The 17,004-nt window shown below is 43.6% G+C and carries 17 protein-coding genes; 16 read left to right on the top strand and 1 reads right to left on the bottom strand.

Annotation, left to right across the window (positions count from 1 at the left end; all coding sequences use genetic code 11):
- Window positions 1-8: 8 nt before the first annotated feature.
- On the bottom strand, window positions 9-1,082 hold the full coding sequence (locus tag NST85_RS21580; protein ID WP_127192230.1) for a M42 family metallopeptidase: 1,074 nt from the start codon (window positions 1,080-1,082) through the stop codon (window positions 9-11).
- A gap of 430 nt (window positions 1,083-1,512) precedes the next feature.
- Between NST85_RS21580 and spoVAC the strand changes: the two genes are divergently transcribed.
- The 16 genes from spoVAC to rnjA all read left to right on the top strand — a co-directional run bounded on the left by spoVAC (window position 1,513) and on the right by rnjA (window position 16,863).
- Window positions 1,513-2,013, top strand: a complete 501-nt coding sequence (gene spoVAC, locus NST85_RS21575) for a stage V sporulation protein AC (protein ID WP_127192231.1) — start codon at window positions 1,513-1,515, stop codon at window positions 2,011-2,013.
- Window positions 2,014-2,015: 2 nt separating this feature from the next.
- Complete coding sequence (gene spoVAD, locus NST85_RS21570; protein WP_341190340.1) at window positions 2,016-3,038, top strand: stage V sporulation protein AD; 1,023 nt, start codon at window positions 2,016-2,018, stop codon at window positions 3,036-3,038.
- Window positions 3,035-3,385, top strand: a complete 351-nt coding sequence (spoVAE, locus tag NST85_RS21565; protein ID WP_127192233.1) for a stage V sporulation protein AE — start codon at window positions 3,035-3,037, stop codon at window positions 3,383-3,385. Before spoVAD ends, spoVAE begins: the two co-directional genes overlap by 4 nt.
- A 158-nt stretch (window positions 3,386-3,543) precedes the next feature.
- Window positions 3,544-4,500 (top strand): AAA family ATPase, encoded by a 957-nt coding sequence (locus NST85_RS21560; protein ID WP_307399238.1) that lies wholly within the window; start codon window positions 3,544-3,546, stop codon window positions 4,498-4,500.
- A 2-nt stretch (window positions 4,501-4,502) separates the two neighbouring features.
- The gene (locus NST85_RS21555) at window positions 4,503-5,768 is read left to right on the top strand and encodes a DUF58 domain-containing protein (protein WP_307399240.1); all 1,266 of its coding nucleotides are present in this window, start codon (window positions 4,503-4,505) and stop codon (window positions 5,766-5,768) included.
- Window positions 5,761-8,028, top strand: coding sequence for a transglutaminase TgpA family protein (locus tag NST85_RS21550; RefSeq protein WP_341190339.1), 2,268 nt, complete (start codon window positions 5,761-5,763; stop codon window positions 8,026-8,028). Before NST85_RS21555 ends, NST85_RS21550 begins: the two co-directional genes overlap by 8 nt.
- A gap of 141 nt (window positions 8,029-8,169) precedes the next feature.
- Window positions 8,170-8,697 carry a YqeG family HAD IIIA-type phosphatase gene (locus NST85_RS21545; RefSeq protein WP_341190338.1) on the top strand — a complete coding sequence of 176 codons (528 nt, stop codon included), beginning with the start codon at window positions 8,170-8,172 and terminating at the stop codon, window positions 8,695-8,697.
- On the top strand, window positions 8,694-9,821 hold the full coding sequence (gene yqeH, locus NST85_RS21540; protein ID WP_341190337.1) for a ribosome biogenesis GTPase YqeH: 1,128 nt from the start codon (window positions 8,694-8,696) through the stop codon (window positions 9,819-9,821). The genes NST85_RS21545 and yqeH overlap by 4 nt, the downstream gene beginning before the upstream one ends.
- 48 nt (window positions 9,822-9,869) lie before the next feature.
- Entirely contained in the window at window positions 9,870-10,733 is an 864-nt protein-coding gene (gene aroE, locus NST85_RS21535; protein WP_341190336.1) for a shikimate dehydrogenase, read from the top strand.
- 48 nt (window positions 10,734-10,781) lie between these two features.
- Window positions 10,782-11,072, top strand: coding sequence for a ribosome assembly RNA-binding protein YhbY (gene yhbY, locus NST85_RS21530; RefSeq protein WP_127192240.1), 291 nt, complete (start codon window positions 10,782-10,784; stop codon window positions 11,070-11,072).
- Window positions 11,073-11,093: 21 nt separating this feature from the next.
- Window positions 11,094-11,690: a nicotinate-nucleotide adenylyltransferase gene (locus tag NST85_RS21525; RefSeq protein ID WP_127192241.1), complete on the top strand. Its 597-nt coding sequence runs from the start codon at window positions 11,094-11,096 to the stop codon at window positions 11,688-11,690.
- A complete protein-coding gene (yqeK, locus tag NST85_RS21520; protein WP_341190335.1) occupies window positions 11,671-12,243 on the top strand; it encodes a bis(5'-nucleosyl)-tetraphosphatase (symmetrical) YqeK in 573 nt (190 codons plus the stop codon). Before NST85_RS21525 ends, yqeK begins: the two co-directional genes overlap by 20 nt.
- Window positions 12,244-12,752: 509 nt before the next feature.
- Window positions 12,753-13,100: a ribosome silencing factor gene (gene rsfS / locus NST85_RS21515; RefSeq protein ID WP_127192243.1), complete on the top strand. Its 348-nt coding sequence runs from the start codon at window positions 12,753-12,755 to the stop codon at window positions 13,098-13,100.
- Window positions 13,097-14,002: a CvfB family protein gene (locus tag NST85_RS21510; protein WP_127192244.1), complete on the top strand. Its 906-nt coding sequence runs from the start codon at window positions 13,097-13,099 to the stop codon at window positions 14,000-14,002. Before rsfS ends, NST85_RS21510 begins: the two co-directional genes overlap by 4 nt.
- Window positions 14,003-14,025: 23 nt before the next feature.
- Window positions 14,026-14,799 carry a class I SAM-dependent DNA methyltransferase gene (locus NST85_RS21505; protein WP_341190334.1) on the top strand — a complete coding sequence of 258 codons (774 nt, stop codon included), beginning with the start codon at window positions 14,026-14,028 and terminating at the stop codon, window positions 14,797-14,799.
- A gap of 360 nt (window positions 14,800-15,159) precedes the next feature.
- A complete protein-coding gene (gene rnjA, locus NST85_RS21500; RefSeq protein WP_341190333.1) occupies window positions 15,160-16,863 on the top strand; it encodes a ribonuclease J1 in 1,704 nt (567 codons plus the stop codon).
- The last annotated feature ends 141 nt before the right edge of the window (window positions 16,864-17,004 follow it).

Below are 17,004 nucleotides of genomic sequence, written 5' to 3'. Positions count from 1 at the left end.
TCTTTCGTTTAGCTACGCTCCAATATCGTGTTCAGCGTAGTCCGATCCAATCCGCGAACGAGCTTGATCAGCAGTTCCTTAGCTGCGGCGTAATCGTCCGTATGGATAATGGAAGACGAGGTGTGAATATAGCGAGAGCAAATGCCGATGACTGCGGATGGAACACCGATTCCGCTTAAGTGAACTTGTCCAGCATCCGTTCCACCTGGAGAAACGAAATATTGATACTTGATTTTATGCGTGTCAGCTGTATCTTGAATGTACTCCACCAATCCCCGGTGTGTAAGCATGGTAGGATCATAAATCCGTAGCAATGCTCCCTCACCCAATTTACCGAAGACTTGTTTGTTTCCAGTCATATCATTTGCCGCGCTCGCATCCAGACCAAAGAAAATGTCAGGTTGAATAAGGTTTGCTGCAGTCCGTGCACCACGAAGTCCAAGTTCCTCCTGTACAGTTGCCCCGGAATACAGAATGTTAGGTAATTTCTCCTGATGCAGTGCCTCCATCAACTCAATAGCAAGTCCAACACCATAACGGTTATCCCATGCTTTGGCCATAATTTTCTTCGGGTTGACTAATGGTGTGAATTCACAGATGGGAACGATTTGTAACCCCGGTTTAATACCACAGCTTTCTGCTTCTTCTCTACTATCTGCACCGATATCAAGATACATGGTCTTAATATCTACAGGCTTATTACGCTGAGACTCATCAAGTAAATGAGTTGGAATCGAACCTACAACCCCAACAACGGGTCCTTGCTCTGTAATAACTTGCAGTCTTTGTGACAATACAGTCTGACTCCACCAGCCACCAAGTGGTTGGAAAGATATCATTCCGTTATCGCTAATTCCTGTTGTCATAAATCCCACTTCATCCATATGCCCAGCAACCATTACTTTGGGACCCTGTTCATCTCCCCGGAGCACACCAAATATACTGCCTAGCCGATCTTGTACGAATTCTTCAGTGTAAGCTGACAGCTTTTCTTTGACTGAAGCACGAAGCTCACGTTCAAAACCCGGAGCTGAAGGGAATTCTGTTAAATGTTTAAAAAGCGCTAATGTTTGTTCATTCATATGTTGTTCTCTCCTCTCAGTACATTATAGTATGTACCACCTTTTATGGATTGTCCATGAACCTTTATATGCGTAACGGACACGCACTGATGCACTACCTAGATACATATACTACAGCAAGTTTTAAGGTAAAATAGGGAGGCAAAGTATGATGGAACGATACTCGAAGGACTGGATTATGATCCTTCTTCTGTTTATTTTACTGGTTATTATTCTTCTATGTCTATAATGGTAAACGTATGAGAATTAGAGTTATCCAAACAGTGAGTTTCCTTTTCCATGAGAGGGAGTCACTGTTTTTTTATGCGTAGAGAGTTGTACTTGCGAGGTTTCTATATGGATGATTTACCAAACATAACAAACATGAAAATGACAAATAATGAATACACAGCATTCAGAAAAAACGTAATTTGAGCAGGGGGATGGTCATATGCCCAATAAATCGAAACCTGGGTCGCGGTTAAAAATGAATTCAGTGTTGCTGACGGATCAGGACTATAAGCAAATCGCCGATAAACATAGTCCCAAAAAAAATATCTGGGGTAATTGTTTAAAGGCTTTTCTAGTTGGCGGATTTATCTGTTTAATTGGACAATGTATTACGCAGTTATTCATGACGTTTGCGGGTATGTCGTCTAAGGAAGCTGGAAATCCAACGGTTGCTATCCTGATCATTATTTCTGTGATTCTGACCTCACTCGGTGTATACGATAAAATCTCTCAATGGGCAGGTGCTGGTTCAGCAGTACCGGTCACCGGATTTGCCAATTCAATGTGCTCTTCAGCATTAGAGTCGCGACCTGAAGGATTAGTGTTAGGTGTAGGGGCTAATATGTTTAAACTGGCTGGGTCTGTCATCGTATTTGGTGTTGTAGCCGCATTTGTTGTTGGTGTAATCCATGTGATATTTGGTTTAGGGGGGGCCCATTAAATATGCTAAAAGGGTCACAAACATGGGAGTTCCCCACGAAACCGATCATTATTGGGGCGGCAACTGTTGTTGGCCCAGATGAGAATGCGGGACCCTTATCCGGAGATTTTGATTTTAGCTACGATAATTTAGAAATCGATGAGAAGACCTGGGAATTAGCAGAACGTAAGCTATTGGAGCATGCTGCTGCACTAGCACTAGTTCATGGGGGGATTGCAAAAGAGGATTTACAGTGTTTTATTGGTGGCGATTTGATGAACCAGATCATAAGTGCGACCTTTGCTGCAAGGAGAATATCTGCGCCTTATCTGGGTGTGTTTGGCGCTTGTTCCACGTCTATGGAGAGCTTAGCTCTCGCTGCACTGCTCGTTGATTCAGGTAACGCAATAAATGTGCTTGCGGGTACGGCTAGTCATAACTGTACGGTAGAGAAGCAGTTTCGTTATCCGACAGAATATGGGTCGCAGAAGCCTCCAACGGCTCAATATACCGTGACGGGATCAGGATGCGCTGTTGTATCTTCGAAGGGTACTGGTCCACGGATTACCCATGCAACAATTGGAAGAATTCAGGATCTAGGAATTAAGGATCCATTTAATATGGGGGCCGCTATGGCACCGGCTGCTGCGGATACGATTATTTCCCATTTTCGCGACACGGGTCGGGGGCCGAAAGATTATGATCTGATTGTAACGGGAGATTTGGCTTCTGTTGGACATGCTATCGTAAAGGAGCTTTTGGACAAAGACGGTGTGTCCATGGACCAGACTGAATTTGGTGATTGTGGTTTGATGATTTACAGCCGAGAGAAGCAGCCGTTTGTTATAGCAGGTGGAAGTGGGTGCGGATGCTCTGCGGTAGTCACTTATGGCCATATCTTAAAAAAAATAAAACGCGGAGAACTAAATCGTGTGCTTATCATTGCAACAGGTGCTCTGTTATCTCCCTTGTCGTATCAGCAAGGGGAGAGCATTCCATGTATAGCGCACGCAGTGGCTCTAGAAAGTGAGGAGATCAGATTATGATATTTGTATGGGCATTTGTAATTGGTGGTTTGATCTGTGTAGTGGGACAACTGATGTTTGACGTGCTGAAATTAACACCGGCACATACCATGAGTAGCCTAGTTGTGGCTGGAGCGGTACTTGATGCTTTGGGGTGGTATGATCCTTTAGTGAAATTTGCTGGAGCAGGAGCTACAGTGCCAATTACCAGCTTTGGTAACGCCTTAGTTCATGGAGCATTAACCGAGCTGGAAAGAGATGGTTGGGTAGGCGTAATTACGGGGATATTCGATGTCACCAGTGCGGGTATTTCCGCAGCGATCATTTTTTCATTTCTAGCAGCATTAGTCGTCCGACCAAAAGGATAAATACTTAAAAATCGTTACTTTTTATCATATTTAGTGGAGCGCTAAAGTATCTTTCCCACTCTCAGATCATGTACAATAGGTTATAGGAAGAAATATACAGCATGAGTGAGTTATCATACACTGTATGGACATTTCTATGGTCTGGGGAGGAAAAATACATGCCCGTTAATGAACAATCTATTCGAACGTTAGCTGCTGTCAGATCCAATTTGGAATCTTGCATCTTGGGGAAATCATTTGAGATCAATCTTCTATTAACAGCGTTACTTGCAGGCGGTCATGTGTTGATTGAGGATGTACCGGGAACAGGGAAAACCCAACTTATTAAAGCGATGGCAAAATCAATGAGTGGTGAATATCGACGTATTCAATGTAATCCTGATATTCTACCCAGTGATATTACTGGGGTGTCTATCTTCCATCCTCATGAAGAACGTTTCGTATTTAGACCAGGCCCAGTGATGACGAATATTCTGCTTACGGATGAGATCAATCGTGCGACCACAAAAACTCAATCTGCGCTACTGGAAGTTATGGAGGAACGTTGTGTTACTGTGGATGGAATAACACATGAGCTGCCCCATCCCTTCATGCTTTGTGCTACTCAGAATCCGATCGATTTCGAAGGAACTTACATGCTACCGGAAGCACAACTAGACCGATTTATGATGAAAATAGGCATTGGATATCCTGATGAGGGAACCGAGAAGACCATGTTGCATTCCCACAGCCAGGGTCAACCTGTCGACCAGCTTCAACCGGTTACAACGATGGAGGAAATTACGGCGATTCAGTCGCAGATTCGTGAAGTGCATATGAATGAGTCTCTGGTCGATTATTTGTTGTTTATTGTTCGTCGTACGCGCGAACATGAAGCAGTACTATTGGGTGCAAGTCCACGTGCGTCTCTTGCCTTTATGATGGCGGTTAAAGCCTATGCGTTCTTACAAGAACGTGATTATGTATTACCGGATGACATCAAGACTTTAGCTCCATATGTGCTTGGGCATCGCATTTTATTGCGTCCTGACTCACGTATGGATAGCATGAATTCGGGCGTTGTCCTGCAGAAAATTTTACAGCAGGCAAACGTACCGGTGTCAGTAGGACGTTGATCATGCGAGCGGTGATGAGCTCGTTCAAATCAGGATTAACCTCCACTAAATTCTGGAAAGTGGCATCCGTATGGTTAATATGTTTGTTTTATTTATTATTTCAGGGCGGGAAAACATCGTTTATGTTATTTGCCATGGTATCGATCTTGGCTGCCTACTTGGTTATTGGTGGATTTAGCGGTGTTAAGCGTATTAAGGGAACTAGGACGCTATCGCTCGAAGGTGATCGTGGACATCTACAGGCCGGAGATCAAGTTCAGGTGAAACTAGTTCTTAACCTACCACAAATGATACCGCTTCCATATATTGTTGTTCGGGAGTTACTTCGGCGTCATAATGGTCAATCGTGGGCTTTCGAAGATAGCGTGATTCCCCTTAGTCAGGGAAAAGCTTCATTATCGTATCAGACTCCGCCGCTTGAGCGCGGTAAATACGTTTTTTCTTCCACGGAGTGTATATCTAGAGATATTTTTGGCCTAATGGAAAATAAGGGGGAATTTCAGACGGATGGGAAGTTTCATATTCTTCCCCGGACTGTTTTTATTCCTTATTGGCAGTTATACAGTAAGAATTCTCGACTGGCTGGACCAGAGATGGCAACATCGTTATCCCGCAGAGAAGCAACACAAATCAACGGTGTACGGGATTATGTCTATGGTGATCGAATTTCACGGATTCACTGGAACGCTACCGCTAAGACAGGAACGTGGAAATCGAAAGAATTCGAACATGAATCACTTCCAAAGACAATGCTGGTATTGGATGCACACGCTATGAATTATAAGCATTCAGAACAGTTCGAATTGGCGGTCTCTACGGTTACTTCTCTGCTCCAGTATGGGGCCAGGGAGCGGATCAGTATGGGGTTATGTACACTCGGGAAAAATTTTCGGAGTTTTGCCCCAGCCGAAAATTATTTGGAACGACAACAAATGATACACCATATGGTAGATATTCATAACGACGGAGTTGGCAAACATAGAGAGAGATTAGAAGCAAACAAGCAATGCTTCCCCTCGGGATCATTCTTCATTCTAATCAGTCCGATGAAAGATGATCAAGCACTCAGTATTATGAACTGGGTGAAAGGTCGACAAATGATACCTTACCATATTCAGATTGGGGTTCCGGGTCATGCTACGGAGACTCGAAGTAGAACCGCTACTTTTCGAAGATCAGAACTCTTATCGGAACGAGGCGTAAAAGGAACTTATGTCTCCTCCCTTCAAGATCTTCCTGCTGCTATGGGAGGTAGGCGTCATGTATAAACAGGACGTATTAAGGAATGTCTTGTGGTACCGTGTTATTAGTATGCTGTGGCTGATGGTCATCGCGATGCAGTGGATTCAATATTCTGAGCCTATCTGGCTAGAGCAGACGTCAACCTTAGTTATTGTAACGTTGATTGTGATCTCTTTGATCGAGATACCGGTACCATTGAAACCTCCTTGGCGGTGGATAATCAAATCCATTGCATTAATTGCAGTTTGGCGTATTGTCCTGACTTACTATGACGTATATGTACCCCAAGGTCCCCTGTTTCCTGATCAGTTTCTGGGGATGGCGCAACAATTCACACCTTATATTTGGTTCTCTTTGTTTGCTTGGGCATTGTTCGAAATTTTGCTCCGCCTGCTCCATGATAGAGTACGAATTTTAATCTTTTTAGGATTTAATCTAGTTGCATTTGCGATATTGGATTCATTTACTTCTACTTATTTATGGGAAAATGTAGCTTGGACAGTATTTGCAGGTCTCGGGTGGTTATTAAGTCTCCATTTTGTCCAGTTTCAGCTTACATATCCGCAGGGCTGGAAACGGTTATTGGAATATCCTTTAGAGATGGTCATAAGCATTGTAATCATCTTTGCTTGTATTCAATTGATAGGAATTAGCATGCCAGTAGTGTCCCCGATACTAACCGATCCTTATACTGCTTGGATTAAAGCCGATAAGCGTTCTGGGGGGGAAGTAGGACTCGTAGCATCGAGTGATTCAACTACGTTTAGTAATACAATAACGACTGAGGATACCGTATCTGGTTATAGTCGAGACGATGCTAAACTTGGGAATGGCTTTGAATTTAGTTTTAACACGGTTATGACAGTAGATTCGCCGGTGAGGTCCTACTGGCGTGGTGAGACACGCCGGAATTACACAGGTAAAGGTTGGAGTGACCTCACAGTTGAGCCAAGAGATTTGGAACATTATGCTCCTGGAGGAATTCTAACAAATGGCTCATCTGGCAAGTTAGAAACACAAACAGTTGAACAGACTTTTACAATGCAAACGGATTATAAGTATCCTGTCATATTTGGTAGCTATGCTATTCAAAGAGTAGAGCTAATAGATGATAGCGAGGATACCGAGGATGTTGGGCATGGCGGAGTTAACCTCCCCGTAAATCTGTTCTGGGCAAATCGAGAGTCAGAGATACACTTGGACACAGAAATCAATGAAAACTCGTTAATAGGCTACCCTAAGAAATATAAAGTAGTCTCCCAAGTCCCGATTATTCCAATCGCGGAACTTCGAAGTGCAAGTTACGAATCACTTTACAGCAATTCGACAGAAAAGGACTACTTACAGATTCCTTCAGGTTTTCCGCAACGTGTAGTAGATCTAGCCGAGGAAATCACAGATGTTGCATCTACCCCGTATCTGAAAATGGAACTGCTTCAGGAGTATCTGCGTGAAAATTATGAGTATACAAACGAACCTGATGTCTCTTTGAAAAAGAGTAAGGATTTCGTTGATGGATTTCTGTTTGAAGTTAAGGAAGGTTATTGTGATTATTACTCTACTGCTATGGTTATGATGGCACGCTCGTTAGGCGTTCCAGCAAGATGGGTCAAGGGATATTCTTCGGGTAGCTTACCTGATTATGAACAAATGCAGCATCTACCTTGGCAAATTCAGCAATCTATGGGTGGAGAGTACAGAGTAACGGATGCAAACGCACATTCTTGGGCTGAACTGTATTTTGGAGATTACGGATGGATTCCTTTTGAAGCTACTTCTGGTTATAGCGCTTCGATTCTTACTACGAAGGATGACAGTGAGGAGACGCTTGCTGAGGTCCTGCTAGGAGAGGCCGGTAAAAACAAACAGAAGTCAGGTTTTCTCTCTTACCTTGGTCCTGGTATCCAAAAAGCGATCATCGCTGTAGTGGCGGCAGGTATATTATTGTTAGGAATTTATCGATTCCACGCTACATTATACTTTGGTTTTCTGCGGTTACGAATGGGTCGTTCATTAACATGGGGAGACAAAATTATCTTTGAGACACAGCGCATCATGAAGAAATTGCGACGAAGAGGTTGGTTACGGGCCGATCATGAAACCATGAGGGAATCATTCCAGCGTTGGACATTAGAACAGCCACAGTTACGTGAACCTTTGAATCTTCTGCTCCTGAGGTTTGAGAAAGCAAACTATAGTCCAGATGCTGTAACACTTGAAGAATGGCGATCTGTGCAGGATCTGACACGGCAGATTCTAAAGGGATCAAGTAATGCCGTTCGTTGAACATAATCTGCTCCTCAAATTTAATTTAAATTGGAAACGTTCCTGCATGCCTTGCGCTCAGGACGTTTTCTTTTATAAAATAAGAGGAAGTTGGGGATAGATTATGGTATAGTTTGTCGTATGAAACCGAGGTGAACGTATTTGTTTGAGAGATTTATGCCAAAGTTACGCGTGGATAGCGTGTTCGATATTGACTTGGATGATCTTTATGCCAAGGGTTATCGGGGCATCATTACGGATTTGGATAATACCCTGGTTGGAGCTAAAGCCCCATTGGCCACACCTGAACTTTTGGAATGGTTACAAAAGGTGAAGGAATCTGGGTTTAAACTTGTCATTGTGTCAAACAATAATATGGATAGGGTATCGATATTTTCCAACCCTTTAAATATCGAATTCGTGCATTCCGCAAGAAAACCATCAAGTTCACCTTTTCGCAGAGCGATGGGATTGATGGGTTTGAGTTCCGACGAAACGATTGTAGTTGGCGATCAAATGATGACTGACGTATATGGAGGCAATCGTCTCGGATTATTTACTGTACTGGTGCTTCCGATTTCGATCGGCGAAGAAGGATGGGGAACTCGTATAAACCGTCAGTTGGAGCGAATTGTGAAACGGAGACTCGGTAAGCATGGAAAATGGCTGGAGGAGGAAAAGAACAAATGACAGAAGAACAGAGCGCAAAGGGCGCTCTAAGCTGTAGTGGCTGTGGCATCCAATTGCAGAGCGAGCAGCAAGACAAACCAGGATATACCCCTGTACAAGCGTTGGAGAAGGACCCCGTTATATGTCAACGATGCTTTCGTATCAAGAATTATAATGAGTCCTCTTCAGTAACAGTGGAGCAGGATGAATTTTTGCGACTACTAAGCCAGATAGGTGAACGTCAAGCGCTCGTCATTCATATTGTCGATATTTTTGACCTTCAAGGAAGTGTCATTTCTGGACTAAAGCGGTTCGTGGGCAATAATCCCGTGTTGTTAGCTGTCAATAAGACCGATCTGTTGCCTAAGGTGACGAATTGGAACAAGGTTACGAACTGGGTACAAAAAGAAGTGAAGGAACTAGGCCTAAAAGTAGAGGATATCATCCTTTGCAGTGCGAAACAGAGCAGTGGCTTCGATCGGCTTCTGGATGCTGTGGCAACCCATCGCGATAATCGTGATGTGTATGTGGTTGGTGCAACGAATGTCGGCAAATCGACGCTAATTAACCGACTCATTCACGATTATAGTGACCTAGATCAAGAGCTTACGGTTTCTCGTTATCCTGGTACAACGTTGGATATGGTGCATATTCCGCTTGATGACGGTGGGTCCATCATTGACACACCAGGGATTATGTATGCTTCGCGTTACAGTGAGCTGGTTAGTCCAGAGGATTTGAGTATCATTATGCCGGACAAACCACTTAAACCCGTAGTATATCAATTGAATGAAGGACAAAGCATCTTCTTTGGTGGATTTGGTCGTTTCGATTTCATTAAAGGTGATCGTCAATCCTTCACTTGTTTCGTCAGCGGACGAATTCCGTTTCATCGCACGAAGCTGGAGAGAGCAGATGAACTATTTGCAACTCATGCTGGGGAAATGCTGGCTCCGCCAAGTAGAGAGAATTTGACTAAACTTCCTGAGTGGACACGTCATGAATTCCGGATTGCCAAAGGAAGTCGATCTGATGTTTTTATCTCTGGACTCGGTTGGATTAAGATCAATGGAGATACCGGAGCTGTTGTAGCTGTACACGTTCCGAAAGGACTAAAAGTGATGGTGCGTCCTTCATTGATATAGAATACTTGGGTAATTCGCTGTTTACCAAGAGAGCTAGGGGGAGAAACTATGGGTGAAAACGGAATGGGACAAGGCGGACTACCGCTGTTACTGGGTGTAATGGGTGACCCCATTATTCATTCAAAGTCTCCCGCGATGCATGGGGCTGCGCTTGCAGCCTGCGGAATAGATGGTAAATATGTGCCTCTACATGTGAAAGCCAATCAGCTGGAGGAGGCCATCAAAGGGATCAGGGCACTTGGATTTCGTGGTGTCAATGTGACTGTTCCACATAAAGTAGAAGTGATGAAATATTTGGATCACTTGGATGACGGGGCTCGATATATTGGCGCGGTCAATACAATCGTGAACGATGAGGGTCGGTTGATTGGATACAATACAGATGGAATCGGATATATCCGGTCCCTACAAGAGGAAGTTGTTCCTGATTTATCAGGGAAATCGGTATTGGTATTAGGATCTGGTGGAGCAGCACGCGGAATTATTTATGCGTTGCTCCTGCAGAAGCCAAGAAGCGTAGTTGTTGCAAACCGCACGGAACAGAAAGCTAAAGAGCTGGCTACCGATTTATCTCATCTTGGTAACATTGCTGGTTGCAGTATGGATCGCGTTAAGGAATATATTCAAGGTATTGATGTTGTAATCAATACGACTTCTGTCGGCATGTTCCCGAATATCGAGGAGATGCCGATAGATCCTGATCTAATACCTAATGGAATTATTGTCAGTGATCTTATCTACAATCCATTAAAGACTGAATTACTACGTCATGCTGAATTAAAAGGCTGTCAAATCCATAACGGTCTAGGTATGTTCTTATATCAAGGTGCCTATGCATTCGAGTATTGGACCGGATGTTCCGCTCCGATCGACTTCATGCGTAAGGCAGTTATGGATAGTTTGCATAAATAATAAAGAATGTGAAATTCTATTTTGCTAGTTAAGGAGTTTTGAAAGAACATGTTAAGTGGAAAACAAAAACGTTATTTGCGGAGTTTGGCACACGGACTTCAGCCTGTATTTCAAGTTGGCAAGGGAGGAACGAATGAACAAATCATCCGGCATATTTCGGAAGCCATCGAAAAGCGGGAATTGATAAAGATTTCGATTCTGAACAACAATATGGATAACCCTCAAGAAATTGCTGAGGAATTAGCGGCTGGAGCAAATGCTGAGCTTGTACAACTCATTGGCAAAACGATCATTCTTTATAAGGAATCGCGCGATCACAAACAAATCGAGCTACCTTAAGCTGAAGTGGGAGGACGGAATATGAAGAGAGTCGGAATTCTTGGAGGCGCCTTCGATCCGATTCACCTAGGTCATCTGCTGGCTGCAGAAGCGGCCCTAGAACAATATCGACTAGAAGAGGTATGGTTCATGCCTTCTCATATACCTCCACATAAGCATCAAGCAGGTGTGAGCGGAGAGCAAAGGCTGGAGATGGTGAGAGCAGCTACCCAGAACCATCCGGCTTTCAAACCAATCGATATTGAATTGCGATTAGGTGGGGTCTCCTACACCATTGATACGATAAGGGAAATCAGGAAACTACATCCTGAGCTGGAGCTCTATTTCATCATCGGTGCGGATATGGTAAACTATCTCCCTAAATGGGAAGGTATCGAGGAACTGACACAAATGCTTAAGTTTATCGGCTTACAGCGACCCGGAAGCTTCCTAGAGCTGGATACGTTACCGTCCTTCATCCAAGAATCAGTATCTTTAGCGGAAATGCCGCTGGTCGATATTTCGTCAAGCTTAATCAGAAGTCGCCTGGCTGCCGGTAGGTCAGTACGTTACATGGTGCCTGAACAGGTGTATGAATATATGACGAGGAGCGGATTGTATGGAATACACTCGGGATGAGCTAATCGCAGCCGTATCAAGTGGAATGCCTGCTAAACGCTGGAAGCATACTGAGGGCGTTATGGAAACCTCGGTCCTTTTGTGTGAAAGGTTCGGTGCTGATCCACAAAAGGGCGATTTGGCAGCATTGTTACATGATTTGGCCAAGTATTGGCCCATCGAGGAACAGGTAGCCGTTGTGCGGGATAACAACCTTAATACTGATTTACTCCAGCACGATAAACAGTTACTACATGCTGAAGTTGCTGCTTTTGTATCGCGGCGGGATTATGGGGTGGAAGACCCTGAAGTATTGGATGCCATTCGTTACCATACCTCGGGCCGAATTGGTATGACCTTACTTGACAAAATCGTCTGTTTGGCTGATTATATCGAACCGGGGCGGGACTTCCCAGGTGTAGATAAGATCCGCGAATTGGCTGAGCACAGTCTTGATGAGGCGTTGATCGCTGGATTTGATTCTACTATCTCCTTCTTGATCGAGAAGCGCAAAGTCATCTTCCCACTCACAATACTCGCTCGGAATGACTTAATTCAAGGTCTTAAGCGATAGCGATACCATATAGTAGCAGGGAATCATCCATGTAATCTACTGAATAGCTGTTATAGTTATGAGTAGCAGGAAATTCTCCATGTAATATACCGCATAACTGTAATAGGTATGAGTAACAGGAAATTCTCCCTCTAAATTTGGCACAACGAGCTATTATGGCGAAATTTTGCTGGATTAACTGGAATTTTTCCAGTTAATTAGGATGTGAGAGTCATATCGTTTATAATAGCGGGAGCTTTTCCCGCTAATGTTTTTGTTTCTACCCAAGTGTTATTTTGGGCAGAATAAGTTTATTGTTTACAAGCTCTAATCTTGTGAAGTAAGGGGCACGAGGTGTGATTCGGAACTGAAGAAGCGAAGCGTTCGCCTTTGCCATGTGATTATAACCCTCTAGGGTGTTATATAATCAAGATAATCACAGGGCAACAGCGATCGTAAGTCTGAATCATTCCGACTGCCCTTGCTCTTTCCAACAATTTTATGAGCGATATCCCTAGGAGGTTGATTAAATGACAGTATCACCAGAACAATTGTTAAATATAGCGATACAATCAGCAGAAGATAAGAAAGCGATGAACATCGTAGCACTCGATTTACAAGGAATTTCATTGATCGCAGATTATTTCGTTGTTTGTCACGGGAATTCAGATACACAAGTTCAAGCCATTGCCACTGAAATCCGGAAGAGAGTCCATGAATCTGGATCCGTAATTCGTGGGATCGAAGGAATGGATTCTGCACGTTGGGTCCTGATGGATTTAGGAGATGTTGTTGTGCATATATTCCATCGTGATGAGCGTGAGTTCTACAATATCGAACGGTTGTGGTCTGACGCCAAAGTTGTGAACAACGTATGAGTCTAATCGCGGGAACCATGGTGTCCCTGCCGATTGACAGGGAAGTATCACCTTATGGCTATTTTTTAAGTGGGGGAACACAGGATGTTCTACTCCATTATTCTGAGGTTACTCATCCAGTGAAACCAGGTCAAACTGTTGAAGTGTTCTTGTATCACGATACAGAAGGTCGACTTGGGGCTACGATGAAGAAGCCTTATTTGACACTGGGTGAGCTTGCTCTCCTAGAAGTCGCTGATATCCATCCGCGACTAGGGTGTTTTCTAGAAATGGGACTAGGTCGACAACTCTTATTGCCGATCCGGGAACTTCCAGAACTTCCTGAACTCCACCCGCAGATTGGTGATCATGTCTATGTAATTATGGACCATGACAAACAAGGACGTCTAAAGGCTAAATTAGCTGGAGAATATGAGTTGTCGCCGCTTACGTTCCATGTTCCTACGACCTGGAATAATCAGTGGTTAGAAGCTACGGTGTACAAGCCATTACAGATGGGGACCTTCGTTATCGTAGATGGTGGTGTCCTTGGGTTTGGTGTCATCGGAATGATTCATTCCTCTGAACGGAGCCGCTTGTTACGACTGGGTGAACGGGTTAAAGTTCGTGTGTCCCACATCCGTGAGGACGGACGAGTAAATCTATCTATGATGCCTCGTAAGGAAGTTGGACGAGATGAAGATTCTGAACGGATCTTGGCCTATTTAGAAGAACGTCCTGGTGGAGGAATGCCTTTCTCCGATGTAACACCTCCTGACCTGATCAAACAGCGTTTTGGCATTAGTAAATCGGCGTTCAAGCGTGCGATCGGTAAGCTGATGAAGGAAGGTAAGGTTACGCAGAAGGAGAGCTGGACCTATCTTGTGAAACCCGAGAATGAGGAGAGCGAAAGCGGAGAATAAGCTCCAGAAAGTGATGTGACAGCATGGCTTCATATCGTAAATTTGCCTATGTATACGACGAACTGATGGAGGATATGCCTTATCCGGATTGGGTTCGTTTTGCACAGATGGCATGGGAACGGCATGGTGTACCGAAAACCGTTGTGGAGCTTGGTTGTGGCACGGGAAGTATTACGATCCCACTTGTGAACTCTGGCTTTGAAGTGACGGGAATTGATATATCAGCAGACATGCTGTCGGTTGCTCGCCGCAAAATGGATAGTACAACGCAGGGAACTCGTTTATACCGTGAGGGTAGCGTCCGCTGGGTACAGCAGGATATGACGGAATGGGAGTCTACAGAGCCTGTTGATTCTGTTATTTCATTCTGTGATTGTATAAACTACCTACTTGAAGAAGAGGATGTTGTTCGTACATTTGCGCGTACCTACGATGGTCTGAAGCAAGATGGCACTTTTCTATTCGATGTACATCATCCGAATACGTTGATCCGGTATGAGGAGGAACAGCCCTTTATTTGGGATGAGCGTTCTGTATCTTATATTTGGACTTGTGAACGGGACGATACAAGGAATGAAATAGAGCATCATTTGACGATATTTGCACGCGAAGAGGAAAACGGGGTAGATATGTACCGGCGGTTTGAAGAGACACATATTCAGCGAGCGTATGATCCGCAGTGGATCAAAAGTGAGCTATTAAAATGTGGATTCCGCGAGGTGAGCTGTTATGCTGACTTCGAATGGACCCCGGCAACAGATGATGCTACTAGATTGTTTTTTGTGGCCGTGAAATAATTATGGTATTATGACAAATAAATGGGGACCAACTACAGTTGGTTTGCCATTTTTTTTTGTTTATTGCACTTATTTCAGTGGATTATGACTTGTATTTGGCGCTTATTGGGACCTAAATTAAAAATAAATAGTTATTGTGTATATAATTCAGTATAATTGAATGTAAGAGATGTTCTGCGGATGAGATTGTTTATATTGATCCATTAATAAAGGGTCATAACTATAGCGTAAGTTTGCGAACGAATTGTAATTGAGTGAATTAACAACATATAAGTTACGGAACGAAGACTAAGAACATATCGAATTAATTACGACCCATTGGGGTCTATCTATATTTTGCCAGAGAGGATTAATCACATAATGAATGAAATAGCTACTACACCTGTAAGAACACGTCGCTCCAAATCATCCCCACCACCCGTCCGAATTTTTTCACTAGGCGGCATTGGTGAAATCGGTAAGAACATGTACGGTATCGAGTTTAAGAATGAGATCATACTCATTGATGCAGGGCTAAAGTTCCCAGATTCTCGTCTATCAGGGATAGACTATATTATTCCGGATATAACTTATTTGGTTAATAATAGTCACAAAATTAAAGGCTTATTTCTAACACATGGACATGAGGATCACATTGGTGCGATTCCATTCCTGCTTCGTCAACTGCAAATTCCGATCTATGGTGGTGCGCTTACCATTGGTTTGGTGAAGGCGAAATTGGAAGAATATCGTCTACGTGGGCAAACTGAGCTTCACGTTTTCCAAGAGAACGATCGGTATACTTTCCAACATTTAAGCGTGCACTTTTTCCGGACAACCCACAGTATTCCCGACGCATTCGGTATAGTTGTGGAAACTCCATACGGATCTGTCGTTCATACGGGTGACTTCAAATTTGACTTCACACCTGAAGATAGACTGGCCGACCTACCCAAGATGGCAAGTGTTGGCGGAGGAGGAGTCTTGGCTTTACTAGCAGATAGTACGAATAGTGAGAAGGAGGGTTTCACGCCTTCGGAACGAAAAGTAGGAGATGCTATTTTAGACTCTTTCCAGAAGTGTGAAGGACGGATTCTATTTGCGACTTTCGCCTCTAACGTTCACAGACTTCAACAGGTTGTAGAGGCAGCGATCTTATGTAACCGAAAAATTGCCGTTCTCGGACGGAGTATGGAAAAGGTATTCACAATCGCTCAGGAGCTTGGCTATATCCGTATTCCTGACGGGATGATGATCGACATCAAACAAATTGATCGTTTTGAAGATCAGCAGATTCTAATCGTATGTACTGGTAGTCAAGGTGAGCCTAATGCGGCGCTCAGCCGAATTGCTTCAGGTTCCCATAGAACCGTGCAAATATATCCAGGTGATTCCGTTATCTTCTCCTCTTCACCGATTCCTGGAAATACGCAGAATATTAACCGAAGTATCGATTTATTAATGCGGGCAGGAGCTAATGTGATTTATGGAAATAGCGTAGGTATTCATACCTCGGGTCACGGATGTCGCGAAGATTTGAAGCTAATGTTAAGTTTTATACGCCCTAAATATTTCATTCCTATTCATGGGGAATATCGTATGCTACTTAGTCATCGAAACTTGGCTATCCAGACGGGGATCCCAGAAGAACGCGTATTCATAATGGATATTGGTGATACACTTTCGGTGTATCGTAACCGCGCTAAACGTGGGAGAGCTATTCCAGCGGGAGAAGTATTTATCAGCAATGGTGAGATGAGAACCTTTGAGGATGCTTTGCTAGAAGAACGGGGAGAATTGGCCCAAGAGGGAATCGTTATTGTGGTCATGACTGTGGACAAAACAACGCAACAAATTCTATCAGGCCCTGATATTGTGACTAGAGGTTTTGTATATATGCAAGATGCCCGCCCATTATTGAGACGTGCTGAAATGATGTTGAAGCGGAATCTCAATAAACTGGGAGAGCGGCAAGAGTATGATCACGCCGCCTGGACTCGGACCACTTATAAAGTGCTTCGGAGACATTTCACGAAGGAAGTTGGCAGAACGCCTCATATCATGCCTTCAATATTGGAAGTTTAAGTTTCTTGAATTGAATGATATAAAGTTTAGAACAAAGAAGGTCGCCTAATCTTAGGCGGCCTTCTTTGTTCTAGTGATAAAAATTGGAGATATATGTTGAAACTTACGATATACTATAGGTAAATATAACCAATTACACCT

Source organism: Paenibacillus sp. FSL K6-2524 (assembly GCF_038005525.1).
In the GTDB taxonomy this organism is placed as follows: Bacteria; Bacillota; Bacilli; order Paenibacillales; family Paenibacillaceae; genus Fontibacillus; species Fontibacillus anaericanus.
Note: the sequence above shows the minus strand (reverse complement) of the source record. Positions and strands in the feature narration are given on the sequence as shown.